18 protein-coding genes and 1 tRNA gene are annotated in these 16,358 nt (G+C 57.1%); 4 read left to right on the top strand and 15 right to left on the bottom strand.

Features of this window, described 5'->3' with window-relative positions; all coding sequences use genetic code 11:
* Positions 1–24: 24 nt before the first annotated feature.
* The 3 genes from ACYVIS_RS06565 to yedA all read right to left on the bottom strand — a co-directional run bounded on the left by ACYVIS_RS06565 (position 25) and on the right by yedA (position 3,132).
* A complete protein-coding gene (locus ACYVIS_RS06565) occupies positions 25–1,002 on the bottom strand; it encodes a Bug family tripartite tricarboxylate transporter substrate binding protein (protein ID WP_460873543.1) in 978 nt (325 codons plus the stop codon).
* Between the two features lie 125 nt (positions 1,003–1,127).
* Positions 1,128–2,132 (bottom strand): NADP-dependent oxidoreductase, encoded by a 1,005-nt coding sequence (locus tag ACYVIS_RS06560; protein WP_460873542.1) that lies wholly within the window; start codon positions 2,130–2,132, stop codon positions 1,128–1,130.
* Between the two features lie 106 nt (positions 2,133–2,238).
* Complete coding sequence (gene yedA / locus ACYVIS_RS06555; RefSeq protein WP_232741058.1) at positions 2,239–3,132, bottom strand: drug/metabolite exporter YedA; 894 nt, start codon at positions 3,130–3,132, stop codon at positions 2,239–2,241.
* Between the two features lie 115 nt (positions 3,133–3,247).
* On the opposite strand from yedA, the gene ACYVIS_RS06550 reads away from it, so the two are divergent.
* Together ACYVIS_RS06550 and ACYVIS_RS06545 are read left to right on the top strand one after the other, a co-directional pair.
* Positions 3,248–3,685 (top strand): hypothetical protein, encoded by a 438-nt coding sequence (locus ACYVIS_RS06550; RefSeq protein WP_460873541.1) that lies wholly within the window; start codon positions 3,248–3,250, stop codon positions 3,683–3,685.
* 220 nt (positions 3,686–3,905) lie between these two features.
* Positions 3,906–4,622 (top strand): SAM-dependent methyltransferase, encoded by a 717-nt coding sequence (locus tag ACYVIS_RS06545; RefSeq protein ID WP_460873540.1) that lies wholly within the window; start codon positions 3,906–3,908, stop codon positions 4,620–4,622.
* Positions 4,623–4,707: 85 nt separating this feature from the next.
* Here ACYVIS_RS06545 and ACYVIS_RS06540 read toward each other — a convergent pair whose 3' ends face one another.
* From ACYVIS_RS06540 to cyoA, 5 genes are read right to left on the bottom strand one after another with little or no spacing between them, the layout of a single operon-like run.
* Positions 4,708–5,469 (bottom strand): SURF1 family protein, encoded by a 762-nt coding sequence (locus ACYVIS_RS06540; RefSeq protein WP_460873539.1) that lies wholly within the window; start codon positions 5,467–5,469, stop codon positions 4,708–4,710.
* A complete protein-coding gene (gene cyoD, locus ACYVIS_RS06535; RefSeq protein WP_460873538.1) occupies positions 5,466–5,879 on the bottom strand; it encodes a cytochrome o ubiquinol oxidase subunit IV in 414 nt (137 codons plus the stop codon). The genes ACYVIS_RS06540 and cyoD overlap by 4 nt, the downstream gene beginning before the upstream one ends.
* Entirely contained in the window at positions 5,876–6,502 is a 627-nt protein-coding gene (gene cyoC, locus ACYVIS_RS06530) for a cytochrome o ubiquinol oxidase subunit III (RefSeq protein WP_232741063.1), read from the bottom strand. Before cyoC ends, cyoD begins: the two co-directional genes overlap by 4 nt.
* A complete protein-coding gene (cyoB, locus tag ACYVIS_RS06525; protein WP_460873537.1) occupies positions 6,499–8,508 on the bottom strand; it encodes a cytochrome o ubiquinol oxidase subunit I in 2,010 nt (669 codons plus the stop codon). The genes cyoC and cyoB overlap by 4 nt, the downstream gene beginning before the upstream one ends.
* Positions 8,509–8,530: 22 nt before the next feature.
* Entirely contained in the window at positions 8,531–9,481 is a 951-nt protein-coding gene (gene cyoA / locus ACYVIS_RS06520; protein WP_460873536.1) for a ubiquinol oxidase subunit II, read from the bottom strand.
* Between the two features lie 122 nt (positions 9,482–9,603).
* On the opposite strand from cyoA, the gene ACYVIS_RS06515 reads away from it, so the two are divergent.
* Together ACYVIS_RS06515 and ACYVIS_RS06510 are read left to right on the top strand one after the other, a co-directional pair.
* Entirely contained in the window at positions 9,604–10,932 is a 1,329-nt protein-coding gene (locus ACYVIS_RS06515) for an MFS transporter (protein ID WP_232741066.1), read from the top strand.
* Between the two features lie 124 nt (positions 10,933–11,056).
* Positions 11,057–11,521, top strand: coding sequence for a GNAT family N-acetyltransferase (locus ACYVIS_RS06510; RefSeq protein WP_460873535.1), 465 nt, complete (start codon positions 11,057–11,059; stop codon positions 11,519–11,521).
* Between the two features lie 144 nt (positions 11,522–11,665).
* Here the strand turns inward: ACYVIS_RS06510 and ACYVIS_RS06505 are convergent.
* The 7 genes from ACYVIS_RS06505 to ACYVIS_RS06475 all read right to left on the bottom strand — a co-directional run bounded on the left by ACYVIS_RS06505 (position 11,666) and on the right by ACYVIS_RS06475 (position 16,300).
* A tRNA-Val gene (locus ACYVIS_RS06505) sits at positions 11,666–11,740 on the bottom strand.
* Positions 11,741–11,831: 91 nt separating this feature from the next.
* Positions 11,832–12,548 (bottom strand): DNA polymerase III subunit epsilon, encoded by a 717-nt coding sequence (gene dnaQ, locus ACYVIS_RS06500; protein WP_460873534.1) that lies wholly within the window; start codon positions 12,546–12,548, stop codon positions 11,832–11,834.
* 145 nt (positions 12,549–12,693) lie between these two features.
* Positions 12,694–13,275 carry a hypothetical protein gene (locus tag ACYVIS_RS06495; protein WP_460873533.1) on the bottom strand — a complete coding sequence of 194 codons (582 nt, stop codon included), beginning with the start codon at positions 13,273–13,275 and terminating at the stop codon, positions 12,694–12,696.
* A 5-nt stretch (positions 13,276–13,280) separates the two neighbouring features.
* Positions 13,281–14,072: an alpha/beta fold hydrolase gene (locus tag ACYVIS_RS06490; protein WP_232741069.1), complete on the bottom strand. Its 792-nt coding sequence runs from the start codon at positions 14,070–14,072 to the stop codon at positions 13,281–13,283.
* 16 nt (positions 14,073–14,088) lie between these two features.
* Positions 14,089–14,415 carry an NIPSNAP family protein gene (locus ACYVIS_RS06485; protein ID WP_232741070.1) on the bottom strand — a complete coding sequence of 109 codons (327 nt, stop codon included), beginning with the start codon at positions 14,413–14,415 and terminating at the stop codon, positions 14,089–14,091.
* Between the two features lie 74 nt (positions 14,416–14,489).
* The gene (locus tag ACYVIS_RS06480) at positions 14,490–15,008 is read right to left on the bottom strand and encodes an aromatic-ring-hydroxylating dioxygenase subunit beta (protein WP_232741071.1); all 519 of its coding nucleotides are present in this window, start codon (positions 15,006–15,008) and stop codon (positions 14,490–14,492) included.
* The gene (locus tag ACYVIS_RS06475) at positions 15,005–16,300 is read right to left on the bottom strand and encodes an aromatic ring-hydroxylating oxygenase subunit alpha (RefSeq protein ID WP_460873532.1); all 1,296 of its coding nucleotides are present in this window, start codon (positions 16,298–16,300) and stop codon (positions 15,005–15,007) included. The genes ACYVIS_RS06480 and ACYVIS_RS06475 overlap by 4 nt, the downstream gene beginning before the upstream one ends.
* Positions 16,301–16,358 lie beyond the last annotated feature (58 nt).

Below are 16,358 nucleotides of genomic sequence, written 5' to 3'. Positions count from 1 at the left end.
CGGCAACGTTAAAGCCCGGGCGCATTATTCATAGTGCATACCCGCTTTTTTTGCCGCGGCAGTCCAGCGTTTTATATCTGTTTTGATTGAATCGGCCAGCAACTGGCTGTTCGCCTCCCCGACATCCATTCCAAGTTGGGCATATCTTTTCTTTATTTCCGGACGCTGAAGAATTTCGGCCAAAGCCTTGTCCAGGGTCTGCACAACCTCTTTAGGCGTGCCTGCCGGAGCGACCATGCCGCTCCAAAGCGACACTTCGAAACCAGGAAGGCCTGATTCCGCCACAGTCGGAATATCAGGCAGCGCTTCGGAGCGCTTGGCGCTGGTCACGGCCAAGGCATGCAAACGGCCTGCCCTCACCGACGACATGACAGCGGCACTGTCCAAAATCGCCAAATCTATTTGCCCGCCCATCAAATCAGCGACCACGGGGCCTGAGCCTTTATAGGGAATCTGATTGAAACTGATGCCCGCGGCGGTCGCCAGGACTTCAGCCGCAAGCTGAAAACTGGAAGTTGCCACGCCATGCGTCAAGGGTACCTTGCGCTGCTTGGCCAGCTTGATCAATTCCGCTATGTTCTTCACGTCTTTCAACTTTGGCCCTGTAGTCACGACCAAAGGAAATCTCGCCAATAGTGCGATAGGCTCAAAATCCTTTACCGGATCATAGGTAATGCGATTAGGGGCGTATACGGCCGGATTGACAGTCAGGCCTCCGCTGGAAATGACCAGCAAGGTGTAGCCGTCCGGCTTGGCATGCTTGACATAATTTGCGGAAATCATGGAATTAGCCCCCGGCTTGTTTTCCACGATAAAAGGCTTACCCAAGCGTTTTTCCAGCTCGGACGCCAGCAGTCGCGCAAGTATGTCATTGGTGCCGCCTGGCGCAAAACCCACCACGAAATTAACGGGCTTGTCCGGGTAAGCGGCCGCCGCTACCCCCGTGGCAAGCACGCCGACCAGCAGTGCGCAAGAGGCCGCACAGCGCTTGAATATTTTCATGGTATTTGTCTCCTTTAGGCGATGAATCATTGTAACTCGTTAACGTGTTAATTTGATAATTAAATCCGCCTACCGGACAAAATGCACCTATCGATAACCCTTAGTCGGTGAAATCAAGGCTAAATCTATAAGCGAATCAGCCGCTTGCCAAGATTCTCGCCCCGGTACAATTCTTCGATTGCGCCCATTGCGGTGTCCAGGCCATCGGTGATGTGTTCGCGGTACGTCAACTTTTTCGCCCTGATCAGGGACTCCAGCTGGCTGACATAAGAGCCATAGGTATCCATATGGTCGAAAAGAATGAAGCCTTGCATACGGGCGCGGCGCGTCAAGAGAATACGTTCTACGCGCGGCCCCATGGGGGGTGGATCCCACTTGGCGATTGAAGCAGTGCCGCATACGATGACCCGTGCCCCGATAGCCAGATGCCGCATGACCGAATCTGAAATCTGTCCGGCGGTATTGTCAAAGTACACATCGACGCCATCGGGGCAGGCGTTTTGCAAGGCAGCGCCTATATCCTCAGTCTTGTAATTGATGACGTGGTCGTAGGCAAACTGCTCATGGCAGGCCTTGACCTTCTCGGGCGTGCTGGTCAGCCCAACGGTACGGCAACCCAGGGACTTCGCAAGTTGGCCTACACAGGAACCCACGCCCCCGGCTGCGGTGGATACGACAACGGTCTCGCCAGGCTTGGGGCCGCCTATCTTGTCCAGTGCCGTGGCGGCGGTAATGCCGTTCAAGCCCAGCACGCCCAAATATAAGGAGGGCGGAATATCGCTGGCCGTGACTTTCTGTACGACAGCGGCCGGCTTCACCACCGCATAGTGTTGCCATCCGAACCAGCCCATCAGACGCTCACCGGCGCTAAATCCGTCCACATTCGATTCGACTACGACACCGACGCACAAAGACCGCATCACGTCGCCAACCGCAACGCTGGAATAATTGTTGGCATCGGCCAGCCATCCGCGCATGGCGGGTTCAACCGACAACCACTCGTTGCGCACGAGCATCTGGCCTTGCTTTACCGTGGGTACAGGCTGTACATCCTTTCGGAAATTCTCAGCAGTTGGGATGCCTGCCGGCCGCGATGCCACGTAGATAGCCTCATTGGTTAGTGTCGTCATACTGTTCTCGCTATTAATGGTTAAGTGATCTTACGCTTGGCCGAAGGTATCCGGGAACGGGACAAACTCCGGCAATGGCATGCGCCCGAAGGCGGCGCTGCGACAGCTAGCGGCGCTTCTGAGCCAACATCAGAACGACACCCAGCAGTACCATGGCGGCGGCCAGCCACTCGTAGCGGCTGATATATTCATGGGCCACGTACACGCCCAGCAGCATGGCGATAACCGGGTTGACAAACGTATAGCTGGACGCCAGTGCCGTGGAAGTACTTGACAGCAGCACCATATAAGCATTGAACGCAATAAGCGAACCGAATGTCACCAGGTAAACCCAGGCGGCGGTAGCCAGCGACATCGTTGGCAAGGCGATAGCCTCGCCCTGCGACCATGACAGCAGCAGTAAAACGACGCCGCCGCAAAGCATTTCGCTGGCAAACCCCGACGCGGCCGGAGCCAGCCGTAGGCTGCGTTGACTCAGCACGCTGCCCAGCGACCAGCTCAGCGTTGCAATAATGATAGCGGCAAGCCCTTCGGGCGACGCCCTGAAGTCGGCCCCCTGAGTCAACATCGCAACCCCGATCAGGCCGAATGCGATACCGGCCCATTCAAGCCGGCCTGGACGCACTCCCCACAACAAATTCAGGGTGGCCATCATCAAAGGCACCACGGCAATGAACGCCACCACCAAACCCGAACCGATGGTCTGCTCGGCATGGGCCACCCCGCCCATGCCCGCAGCCAGCATAAGCGTGCCGACAACCAGAGCATTTAGCCATTGACGCGGGGTCGGCATGGGCTGGCGGCGTATCAATATCCAGGTAAACAGCAACAGGCCAGCCACGATGAATCGGCTGCCCATCATGTAAAAAGGGGGAAACTCGGGCAAGGCCAATTTAATGGCCAGATAGGTCGAACCCCAGACCACCCATGTCGCCGCCAGGCAGAGCAGGACCAGGGGACTCAAGGGCGCACGCGCGGTGGAAGACAAAGCGACAGGCATTTTTTCCCAGGGAAATGGAAGTAAAACGCTATATTACAAACCTAATCATCTAAAGCGCATACAGATTTAACGGCACAGGCCACAAAAAAACACTTAATCCCCCAAGGCTAAATCCATGCCCAAGACAGAATCCATCTTCCAGGTTGCCAAGGGCGCCCGTCGCAGCAACTCGCTCATCTGGATCTTCGACAAATTCGAGCGCGAATCAAACTACATCCAGGCAAAGATGTTCGGCTGCGAGGCTGCTTATATCGACGGCATGCTGTGCCTGGTTGTCGCTGATCGCGACGAGCCCTGGAATGGCTTGCTGGTTTGTACCTCGCAAGAACACCACGCCGCACTTACCGAAGAAATGCCCGCCTTGCGCCCGCATGCCGTCCTGGGAAAATGGCTCTATGTATCGCAAGACGACCAGGCGTTTGAAGATATCGCGCAAGAGCTTACGACTCTGGTGCTGGCCCGCGACCCGCGAGTGGGAGTCGAACCAAAGTCGCGGAAACGTACGCTACAGCGGCACTCTTTACCGGCATCATGCAGCCAACCGAAGCAATAGGCGCCATTTCGTCGGGGCAAGGTAGCCTCTCACTAACAACACTAACGAAAATCATGAGGTCTACCAGGGCAGCAACGCGGCGATACAGCTTCACAGATTGATGCTGGCTATTTTTATACCAGGATAAATAATCATATTGTAATAGCACAGAGACACCGCTAGCCTATGGCTCATGAAGAGGTTTTTTGTACGGCGCTGTATTGATAAAGGAATGCAATATATGTCTACATCGTTAGCAGATAGCACCACTAAATTTGACCCGTCTCGCGCTGGTGAATATGAGCAGCAGAGCCGCATTGCGCTCACCGGCTACGACGCCTGTCACGAACTGGCTGCGTGCATGCTAGCCGCATCGCTGGGTACAGGAAGCACCTCGCATGTGCTTGTAGTAGGCGCAGGTGGCCCGGCACAGGAAATCACCAAGGCCGGGCACCTCGAGCCAGGCTGGCGTTTTACCGCTGTTGACCCTTCCCAGCCCATGCTCGATATTGCAACGGCCCGCATCGCTGAAGCCGGGATGGCGGAACGCACTAGTGTGAAACTGGGTCAGGTTGACGATTTGCCGCAAGAACCGATATTTGATGCCGCTACATTGATCGGTGTGCTGCACCATTTACCCGGTGACAAAGCAAAGCAAGACATCCTTCAAGCCATTGGTTCTCGTCTTAAACCAGGCGCGCCGCTGATTTTGGCTGGCAATCATTATGCCTATGCCAGCCAACCGCTTTTGCTAGCAGCCTGGGGCGAGCGCTGGCGCATGCAGGGCGCAACCCCGGACGAGGTCAAAGCGAAGCTGGGCAAGATTCTGCAGGGAGCGGACCCACCCCATTCAGAAGAAGCGGTAATAAAGCTGCTGGCTAATGCCGGATTCGAAAAGCCGCAACGATTCTTTTCCAGTCTGTTTTGGGGAGCCTGGATTTCGTTCAAAAAGCATTAAGAACGTCGATTATCCGTCGCACATGTAATGACCCAGCAAAAACCGGCTCGGATGACAATTTACGAAATCGCCATAGGTACAAAAATCAGCGCAATGGATGCCGTATCCGCCATTCGTGGCGAATCATGATGCCGGCCCCCAGCAGCGAGGCCAGCGCCATCAGGTACCATGTGACGGCGTATCCCAAATGAGTATTGCGAAAGTGGGTTTTCGTAAGACCGCCGACAGGCCAGCCCTCCGGGTTTGCATCGGCATCGACAAAATACGGTGCGACCTGTTCAGTCGGCAGATTGCCCGCCTTCGAAATAGCGGCCACGTCACGCGAATACCACTGATTAGAGTCAGGACGGTTGCGACGCATAAAGCCGCCGTGTGGCTCGGTGAAACGCAATAACCCGGTCACGACGACTTCACCGTCGGGGGCATTCGCTTTTGCATAGCCGGGAGTTTCGACAAGGCCAGGCGGAATATAGCCCCTGTTGATGAGCACGATGAAGCCACGATCGGTCTCGAACGGCACCATCACCCAGTAGCCATAGCCCTTTGGACTGGTGCCATGCACCAGCGTCTGCTTGCCGGCGAGGAAATGGCCTGTGAGCCGCACATGCAGGTATTGCAGGTGGCCGCTTTCGATGCGCTGCCATGCCGCCGGCCCGGGAGCGGCTACCGGCGGCGCGTGGATGCGCGTGCTCACATCGCGAATCAGCCTTAGCTTCCAGCCCAGGCGGTGCAATTGCCAGTTTCCCAACAGGACGAATCCGGCAAACGCGCAGGTCGCCAGCACCATCCAGAAAATGAAACCGCTACTTCGGCGAGCCCTCGCGGCCTTGCCGGAAGCGGCTGTCACGATTCCTGCATGGAGTGCTGATGTTGCGATGTCCCCGGCATCATTCCAGGCATCATGTTCATGTTTTCGTTGTACAGGACCCAAACGGAGGCTCCCAGCACGATGACGACCAATACGGCGGAGAAGATGAAAGCCAGCATGTTCCAGCCGCCTTCCGAGCGCGTATCCAGGTGCAGGAAGTAGATAATGTGCACGAAGATTTGCACGACGGCCAGGACCAGCACGATGACGATGGTGGCGAAACGATTTTCGATGACATGCCCCATGACCAGCCAGAACGGGATGATGGTCAGGATGGCCGCCAGCGCGAAACCAGTCAGGTAGCTGCGCAGGGACCCCTCGTGCGCTTGCATGACGCCCTCGTCGTGGCCGGATGATGCCGCGGCACCGGATGGAGAGGGGTGATTCATCGCAATACTCCTATCAGATAGACATAGCTGAAAACACCAACCCATACCAGATCCAGGAAATGCCAGAACATGCTCAGGCAGCGCAGGCGCCGGATATTTTCCTGCGTGATGCCGTAGCGATTCAACTGCACCATCAGCACGATCAGCCACAGCGTGCCGAAGGTCACATGCAGCCCGTGCGTGCCGACCAGGGCGAAGAACGAAGACAGGAACGCGCTGCGGCCCGGCCCCGCGCCCTGGCCGATCATGTCGATGAATTCGTGGATTTCCAGGCCCACGAAGGCGGCCGCCAATATGCCGGCGACGGCCAGCCAGCCGAGCATGGCGCTTTTGTTGCCCCGCCCCATCTGCAGCATCGCAAAACCGAACGTCACCGAGGAAACGAGCAGCAAAGCGGTGTTCCAGGCCAGTCCGGTCAGATCGAATACCTGGCTGCCCGTCGGGCCGCCGGCATAGTGGCTGCCCAGTACCGCATTGGCAACGAACAGGGACGCGAAGATGAAGCAGTCGCTCATCAGGTAGATCCAGAACCCGAGCAGGGTTCCGTTATGCAACGGCGGCTCTTGGCGGCAATAGAATGTTGGCGCCGCGTGACGACCGGCGGCGATGGCATTGGTACTCATGCGGCAACCCCTTCCGGATCGGGCGTCCAGTTGCCGGAATGTTCAAACTGGTTTACATCATCGGCGGCAATGTGATAGTCGCGGTGGTAATTGAAGGTGTGGCCGATGGACACGACGATGATTCCCAGGAACGAAACAATCGCCAGCCACCAGATATACCAGACCATGGCGAATCCGAACAGGGTCGCCAGCACGCCAAGGATGACGCCGGTGCCGGTGTTTTTGGGCATGTGAATGTCGTTGAACCCCTCCAGCGGGCGGCGGACTCCCTGCTCCTTCATGTCGGACCAGGCATCACGCTCGTGCACCTGCGGAATAAAGGCGAAGTTGTAGGCGGGCGGCGGCGAAGACGTGGACCATTCCAGTGTACGGGCCTCCCAGGGATCGTGGCCCACGGCATACGCGTCGCGGCGGCGGACACTGATGTAGATCTGCATGACGAACGCGAGAATGCCAAGCAGGATCAGGAACGCGCCGAAGGCGGCAACGATGAACCAGACCTGCAGGCTCGGGTCGTCGAAGTGGCTCAGGCGGCGGGTCACCCCCATCAGGCCCAGCACATAGAGCGGGCCGAAGGCCACCCAGAAGCCAACTTGCCAGAACCAGAACGAGAGCTTGCCCCAGAACTCGTCCAGCTGGAAGCCAAAGGCCTTGGGAAACCAGTAGTTGATGGCTGCGAACACGCCGAACACCACGCCGCCGATGATGACGTTATGGAAATGCGCGATCAGGAACAGGCTGTTGTGCAGCAGGAAGTCGGCCGGCGCCACCGACAGCATCACCCCGGTCATGCCGCCAATGGTGAAGGTGAACAAGAAGCCCATCGTCCATAACATCGGCACCGTGTAGTGCACGCGGCCGCGATACATGGTGAACAGCCAGTTGAAAATCTTCGCCCCGGTGGGGATGGAGATGATCATGGTCGTCAATGAAAAGAACGAGTTGACGTCGGCGCCCGAGCCCATCGTGAAGAAGTGGTGCAGCCACACGAGGTAGGACAGGATCATGATCGCCGCGGTGGCATAGACCATCGAGGAATAACCGAATAGCGGCTTGCGCGAGAATGTCGCCACGATCTCCGAGTACACGCCGAAAATAGGCAGGATCAGGATGTACACCTCCGGGTGGCCCCATACCCAGATCAGGTTGATGTACAGCATCACATTGCCGCCAAAGCCATTGGTGAAGAAATGCATGCCGAGGTAGCGGTCCAGCGACAGCAGGAACAGCGTGGCGGTGAGGATCGGGAATGTCACTACGATCAGGCCGCTGGTGCACAGCGTGGTCCAGCTGAACATAGGCATCTTCATCATGCTCATGCCCGGCGCCCGCATCTTGATGATGGTGACGACGAAATTGATGCCGGTCAGAAGCGTTCCTACGCCCGATAGCTGCAAGCCCCAGATGTAGTAGTCCACCCCTGTCCCCGGGCTTTGCTGGAGCTCGGATACGGGCGGATAACCCAGCCAGCCGGCGGTCGAGAAATCGCCGATGAACAGCGATGCCATGAACAGCACGACACCGGAACAGGTCAGCCAGAAGCTCAGGTTGTTGAGAAAAGGGAAGGCAACGTCGCGCGACCCGATCTGCAGCGGCATCACGTAGTTCATCAGGCCCGCGATGTAGGGCATGGCCACGAAAAAGATCATGATCGAGCCGTGGGCCGAGAAGATCTGGTCGTAGTGATGCGGAGGCAAATACCCCAGGTCGCTGCCGAAGGCAATGGCTTGCTGCGAGCGCATCATGATGGCGTCGGAAAAGCCGCGCAGCAGCATTACCGTGGCCAGGATGATGTACATGATGCCCAGTTTCTTGTGGTCGACGCTGGTGAACCACTCGTGCCACAAATAGCCCCAATAGCGCTTCCACGTGATAAAGCCCAGAAGGCATGCGCCGATCGCAGCCACCACAATGAAGGTGCCCACGACGATCGTGTTGTCCAGAGGAAGGGAATCGAGCGTCAGGCGCCCGAGAAGGAAATTCAGGAATTCGGAGCGGTCAGGCATAGTGTGCATCCAAGAAGGCCGATCAGTGCATCGCCGCGCCATGCGCGGGGGCCGATTCCATGCCGCGACTGTGCATGGCGTCTGTCATTATGTGGCTCATGCACATCTGACCGGGATCGACGCAACGGTTGAGGATGCGTTCATATAAATCGGGGCTGAAATGGGCGTAATAGTGTATCGGCTCGGCACGGCTCGGCTGCCTGAGCTTGTCGTAGGCGGTGCGATCCAGAGCCTGGCCGCTGGCGCCAACCTTTTCTACCCAGCTGTTGAAGTCCTTCTGGCTCATGCCGTGGAAGAGGAAGCGCATGTCGGTAAAGCCGGCACCGCTATAGTTGGCGGAAAAACCCTTGTATTCACCCGGCTTGTTGATCACGCCATGAAGCACCGTCTGCATGCCGGGCATGGTATAGACCTGACCCACCAGGGCAGGGATAAAGAAGGAATCCATCATGGTGTCGGAGGTTAGCTTGAAGTGGATCGGCACGTCGACCGGCGCCACCAGCTCGTTTACCGTGGCAATACCGTAGCCGGGGTAGAAAAACAGCCACTTCCAGCGCAGCGACACTACTTCCACCTCTAGTGGCTTGGTGTTGGCGGGCACGGGTTTGTGTTCGGCTATTTTGTCCAGCGGACGATATGGATCGAGCTGATGGGTTCCGGTCCAGCTGACCGCGCCCACCGCGATGATGATCAGCAGGGGCACCCCCCACACCAGCAGCTCGAGCTGGTGGGAATGGTCCCACTTGTCGTCGTACTTCGCCTGTGTGTTCGAGGCGCGGTAGCGCCAGGCGATGACGGCAATGGCAATGAGCACGGGGACGACGATCAACGCAATGATGATCGTGGTGCTGATCATGATGTCGCTTTGCTGCCGTGCCACGTAGCCGTCGGGATTGAGCAGCACTAGCTTGCACCCCCCCAGCATCAGTACGACGGGAAGCAGCAGCAAGCGACAGAAATGTTTCACCAGCATGAGAAGAAAACCTGCGACGAAAAGAGAAATCCCTTATTATTTTATAATACCCCTCGAAGCAACCTCGCGACTACTATTTCGATTTGGCGAGTTTACTCGGCAGTTTGTTCATCGGAAGCGACATGTCTACCAATCCCGCTCAGCCCGCCAAAGCATCCGGCTTTGCGCAGCCCATGCATTCTCACGCGCGGCAAATCACGCCCAGCGACATCTCCGTCGGCGTGGTGGTCGGGCGTACGGCCAGCTCCTTCGATGTATTCGTGTTCGGCATCGCCTGCGCCCTGGTATTCCCGAGGGTCTTTTTTCCCTTCGCCAGCCCGGCAGATGGCATGTTCTACTCCTTTGCGATATTCGCCTTGGGCTTTATCGCACAGCCGCTGGGCTCGCTGTTTTTCCTGCCTGTACAACGACGCTTCGGCCGCACCACGACATTGACCATCGCCTTGTTCCTGTTGGGTTCGGCCACGGTTGGCGTTGCGTTCCTGCCGGGCTACGAGTCTCTCGGCTATGCCTCCATTGCGGCGCTGTGCATCCTGCGCGTGGGCCAGGGCTTTGCCATGGGCGGTAGCTGGGACGGGCTGGCGTCCCTGCTGGCCATCAAGGCTCCCCGGGGCAGACGTGGCTGGTATGCATCGATCCCCCAACTGGGCGCACCCATCGGTTTCATTGTTGCGGCCGGCCTTTTTGCCTACCTGTGGTCGAGCCTCTCGCACGAGGAGTTCTATGCCTGGGGATGGCGATATCCGTTCTTTACGGCTTTCGCCGTCAACGTGGTGGCCTTGTTCGCCCGCCTGCGCCTGGTGGTCAGCCCCGAATACACCATGGAGTTCAAGCAACGCGACCTTGCGCCCGCATTGGTGGGAGGCTTGCTTCGCTCGCAGGGACGATACGTGGCGTTGGGCGCGTTTGCGCCGCTGGCCAGCTACGCCCTTCTCAACCTGGTAACCCTATTCACGCTTTCGTGGGCCCTGTTGTACACCCGGCAATCCCCAACCCATTTCCTCGTGGTCCAGATCATCGGCGCTCTCGTGGCCATCCCCTGCATGTTGCTGTCCGGCCGGATCGCCGACCGCCTGGGGCGGCGCCTTACGCTGGGCTTGTTTGCCATTCTTATTGCCGTCTACAGTGGATGGACGGCAGTCCTGCTGTCCGGGAACGACATCGAAAGCTATCTTTTCATCATTATTGGATTCGCCCTGCTTGGCTTCTCTCATGCCCAATCTTCCGGCGCGGTAACAGCCAGCTTCCGTCCCGAATTCCGCTATACGGGCGCACACTTCTCCGCAGACCTCAGCTCGCTGCTGGGGGCGGGCTTCGCCCCATTGGTCGCCCTTGCGCTGGTCGCCTACCTGGGGGTGGGGTATGTAGGCCTGTACCTTCTTTCGGGAGCGGCCTGCACCTTGGCCGCACTGTGGATCAGCCGCAAGCTGGGCGGCTTGCCCAACAACTGATTACCGATCGGCCACCGCCCTTAGCTTCATCGAAAATGCGCGCAGCCCGAAGCGATCACCGGCAACTTTACAGACCCGTCGCATGCATGCCTGATACGATGATTGCTTATTCGGGAGACATGCATTGCAGGCCCTGAAAACCATTCGCCGGGCTCGCCGGAGCGATGCCGAATGCATCGCTGCGCTGATTGCCCAGGCGTATACACCGTACATCTCCAGGATCGGCAAAAAACCGGCCCCGATGCTTGACGACTATGGTCAGCTTGTGGCTGACTCCAACGTTTTCGTGCTCACGGACGATACGGATATCGTGGGGGTGCTGGTGATGAGCCAGGAAAATGCCGAATTGCTTCTTCTCAATGTCGCCGTATTGCCTCGCTGCAAAGGTAAAGGCATAGGGAAAATGCTGATGAAGTTCTGCGAGGAGTATGCGCATCGCACAGGATGCAATGCCATTCGGCTTTACACCCATGAACTGATGGTTGAGAACATCGAAATCTATAAAAAGCTTGGTTACCAGGAAACCCACAGGGCCACTGAAAACGGTTTTGCCCGGGTCTTCATGCGCAAAGCGATTCGGGTTCCTTGATCGGAGGCAAAGAGCAAAACCTTCCAGGCTATCACGCCAATCCCAACAAAGCATAAGGTGGCCAAACGTGAAAAGCATAAGCCGGCCACGCGGCCACTTTATGCTTAGTGACACACAAATTCATTGATTTTAAAAGGGAAATTCTGGTGGGCGGTACTGGGTTCGAACCAGTGACCCCTGCCGTGTGAAGGCAGTGCTCTACCACTGAGCTAACCGCCCAAGGATCGTTGTGAACGATCGCTGGAAGGCCGCTATTGTACACGATACTGAAGCCGGCCTTGGCCTCTTTGCTCCAAAAATTGCTTGGCCGCTATTCCCGGCGCCACACACAGGACCCGCCGGAGGCCTTGTCCAGGGCATCCAGGTAGGCACTGTGTTCGGTCATTTCAGCGGCGGAGGCGGCCAGGACCTTCAACCCGGAAGTATCGAATTTTTCGATTCGCACGCCCGCCTCATTGCGGGAATCTTCCTCTTCGAAATTCATCAGCAGGGCATCCTGGCCACGCGTCATGGCCAGCCAGACTTCCGCCAACAATTCGGAATCGAGCAAGGCGCCATGCAGGGTTCGGTGAGCATTGGAGATGCCGTAGCGGTCACACAGGGCATCCAGCGAATTGCGCTTGCCGGGGTGAAGCTCGCGCGCATACAAGAGCGAATCGGTGATTTTGTCGCACAGGGTTTCGAAAGCGGGATGCCCCGCGCGGGCCAGCTCGGCATTGAGGAATTTCTTGTCGAAAGCGGCGTTATGAATGACGACCTCGGCACCCGCAACATAATCCATGATTTGCCGGGCCACCTCTTCGAAGCGCGGGTGCCCCGACAGGAATTCGGTCGTCAGTCCGTGAATGCGCAAGGCCTCGGGGTCGCTGTCGCGATCCGGATTGATGTACAGGTGCAAGTGATTGCCGGTCAGGCTGCGGTTGACCATTTCCACACAGGCGACTTCAATGACGCGGTGCCCCTGCGAAGGCTCCAGGCCAGTGGTTTCGGTATCCAGAACTATGATTCTGTTATCGGCGTTTTGCATACCCACGACCCTTCGCTATGGCAACTATTTGTTTATGACGGAACTGGCGACGCATCCTCCGAGGCGGGCAAGCATTTTGCAATGCCTGCGGCACCAACGAGATGTAGCCCCTATTCTATCGCACTGCCATCAGCGCCACATTCTATTAGCCCTGCGAGCCACCCTTGGCACAGGTGAGCAAACCCTTGCGCAAGACCGCCAGCTCCGGCAACGGCGGCCAGCTATCCAGAATGTGTTTCACATCGGCCCAGGGATAGGCTTGATCAAGCAGCCACGTAAACAGAATGTCGTGTTTTTCAGCGGCGACGGTAAGCATCAAGTCGATGGTGATCTGAAGTTCGCTTGCATGAAGCGCGTCCGCATGAAAGACCCAATCAAACCGCCCGCAACCTATCCGTATCTGGCCCGTCGCTATCTCTGTCATGGCGACAAGCCAGCCGCAGGAAAACCGCTGGAGCAATCCCGATGGCCGATCCAGATAAAAAGTGAAAATATTCTCGTATTTCTGGCTGAATTCCCGCACCAGTACCTTCTTGATCATCTCCAGCCCCCGCAACTCGGCCGGAAAAGCGATGGCGTCGGTGTTGAGCCTGATGCTGACTGTCGAGCTGGGCGCAAAGACCCGATCCATATATAGGGGACGATTGCCGTCTTTGCCCCGCACGTAGTTATGCATCAGCGTTTCAAGGCGGATGCCAGCCGCGGCGGCTGGCGATTGCTGTTTCATTACTGTCATAGGCCTGGCTGAATCGTGTTTTGAAAATGGCGCCTTAGCGCTTTATTGAAAAGCTCAGGGAATTCCATATTGGGCAAATGCCTGGCCGAGGGAACAAGCACATAATCGCTGCCCGCGATTTCGTCGGCGATCTCTTTCATCACCGGTGCCAATACTCCATCGTTCTCACCGACTATCATTGTTGTCGGCATTTTGATTTCCGCAAGATGAGACCGATAGTCAAAAGCCTGCAAGGCCCGCGCCGCGCCGACAAATCCGTCGACCGACGTGTTGCGGATCATTTCACGCACTGAATCCGCAATGGGTTCGGCCAGAAACTCCGGCCCAAACCAGCGTGACATTGTGGGTGCCACAAGCGCCCCCATGCCGTCCTCCCTTGCTGTTTGAATACGCGCATCCCATACCGCCGCAAAGTCGGGCGATGCATGGGCGGGAGCATCGGCGACAACCATGCTGGCCAGCCGTTTGCCATGATTCGCCGCCAAATCCCAAGCCACGATACCTCCCAGCGAGAGCCCAATATAGTGAGCCCGTTCTATATTGAGCGCATCCAGAATTGAAATAACGCTGCCGGACAACTGGGCAATGGTGTACGGAGGCGGAAGGGCCGGACTGAGGCCGTGGCCAAGGCTGTCATAACAGATGACACGCAAGCCAAGATCCAATAAGGTGGTGCGCTGCGGAGCCCACATACCCATGTCGGTCATAATGGAATGGCCCAGCACCACGCAGGGCGCGTCCATTTCTCCCTCGTCGACGACGTAAAGCTCCGCGGCATCATTTTTCACACGATGCCGCCTGATGTCAGCGGCCTTCATTGGGGGAAAACCGCGTGGGGATCAACGTGACGGCGGACTGGGCCTTCAGCAGAGGCCCCTCGCGCTCGCTCTCGGCCTTGATGGCAAGCCATTCGGCGTCCGCGCCGAACGCGGCCCATGCATTTTCCCGCGCCGCATTATCCGGAAAGCCGACAAGATAATACAGGGCGTCCTTGTCTTCGGCGGGGTTCCAGCAATGAAGAAGCTCAATACCCAGGCGCTGGAAAATAGGCAGCGTTTTATCCGCGAAGCGGGTCTGCAGCACCGCTGCTTTGCCCGGATGGGCGATGTACTTCTTTAATTCGTAAATCATGGATAGGCTCACTTGAAATCGACATGCAAAAGAAATTTATTCATGGCCCATGGGCCCGGCTGCGACACGGCTCTCTACAAGGGGTAGACCAGCAGCGTATCGATACGGCGCGAATCAAGCACCACAAGACGCTCGGCGAAACGCGGGCCATCGTTGTCCAGCGCAATCAGGTCCAGGTACTTCCCCGAGGCAAAGAGCTCCGCCTCGCCCGTGTACATGGTTCTATACACGACGAAATTGGTTCGCACCGCAAGCAATCCCTTGTCGCCGGATTGTATGGATGGGTACCCAAGAATATGGCAGTAGGTGTGGCTCTCGAAAATGTTCGCGTTTTTCAGGGCCTTGATCCGGTCATTCATCATTCCGCGCCCTTCGCAGAGCACAATGCCTATCGGATACCCCTTTACCCTGTTTTCACGCGTTGTAATCTGGTATGTCGCATCTTCTTTGAAAAAGCCCACCCAATTGTCGATCTCGCCATCGTCCAGGGTATGGCAGTAGTCCTGCAGGAAAGACTGGATCGTTGCGGCGGGTATTTTCTGCGATGCCGGCAATGAGCCATCGTTGATAACGGTGCTGTGGCCTGTTCTCATTTATCGAACCCCATGATCTGGCGATAGCCGTGCCAGAATCCACGCACGGCCGCCTCGGTGGCGCGAGAGGATTCGTTGGACTCTGTTTGCCGGCCCCCCATCTCTATGAATGCCTGGCGATCCGGACTGCTGGCCGTGGCCCGCTGCACGAAGGAATTGATGCATCCGTCCTCCAGGGCGACAAGTCCGGCCGCGCCGGTCAGATTGGACTGCATGACCCGCATCTTTTCCTGCTCGGGCGTATCGTTTTCATACCCCAGGAACACCCAGAACAATTCCGTTTTGTCGACCCCTCGCGGCACGAAGAACCGCACCGCCAGGGAATTGAGCGTAAGTTGAATTACGAGAGACGGGAAGATCGTTTGAATGCTATGGGTGATCCTGTCCTCGAAGGCATCCCAGGCGCCAAGCAATTCCGGGCCTTCCAGGTTCGATTCATATTTGGCGGAATGGACCCCGGCTTTCTGGTATTCCTGGTCGGCCTGCAGAGTGGCTCTTTTCGTATAACTGATGTGGTGCCATTTTTTTTCCGACAAAACAATGCCACCGTCCATGTCCAGGCGATTGACCTTGAAGGTCGTATAGAAGGTATGAAGCAATGTCGCATGGTAGGAATCCCTGACATTCTCCGCATAGAGCTTCCAGTTGTTGTGCAGGGTCTGGCTGTGCACGCCCAATATCTTCAGGGGCTGATCCATGTGGCGTTTAATAAAGCGGCTGATGGGTTCGCCCAGGAACTCCTGCAGGGGCGCCGTATCGGGGGAATACGTGCCAAATACGATTCCGCAAAACACCTCCACCCGCAACGGCTCCAGGCGGTGCTTTTGCACATCGAAATCTTCCGGCATACCGCCCTTGCCGTGCACCCCCTTACGGAAGGCCAGTCCTTTGAGCTTCCCATCCAGGCCATAATTCCAGGCGTGATACACGCAGGTCAAGGATCTTTGATTATCGTGGTCTTTCAGGCAGACCAAGGCCCCTTTATGGGCGCAGCGGTTGATCATTGCGTGGATTTCCCCATTGTCGTCACGGGTGACGATAATGGGAGTCTCTCCCAGCCAGGTAGTGCGGATATCCCCTTTATGGGCGACCTCCGCCTCCAGGCACAAGTAGTGCCAGACAGGCCCCCGGAAAATCTTTTCCTGCTCGAGCGCATAAATGGCAGGGTCGGAAAAAACGCGAAACGGAACCCGCGTCACCCCCTCTTCCGGCCATGCGAAATCTTCAAGTGGCGGACGTTCCTGCGCGATGGCGCCGGGCGAGGCTTGCGTGCATGAAATGGCTGTTTCCATAATTCCCCAGAACTGGACGATGATTGTGTTGACTGATTGTAGGGAGCCATCCTGAATT

This window comes from Paralcaligenes ginsengisoli, assembly GCF_054781135.1.
Note: the sequence above shows the minus strand (reverse complement) of the source record. Positions and strands in the feature narration are given on the sequence as shown.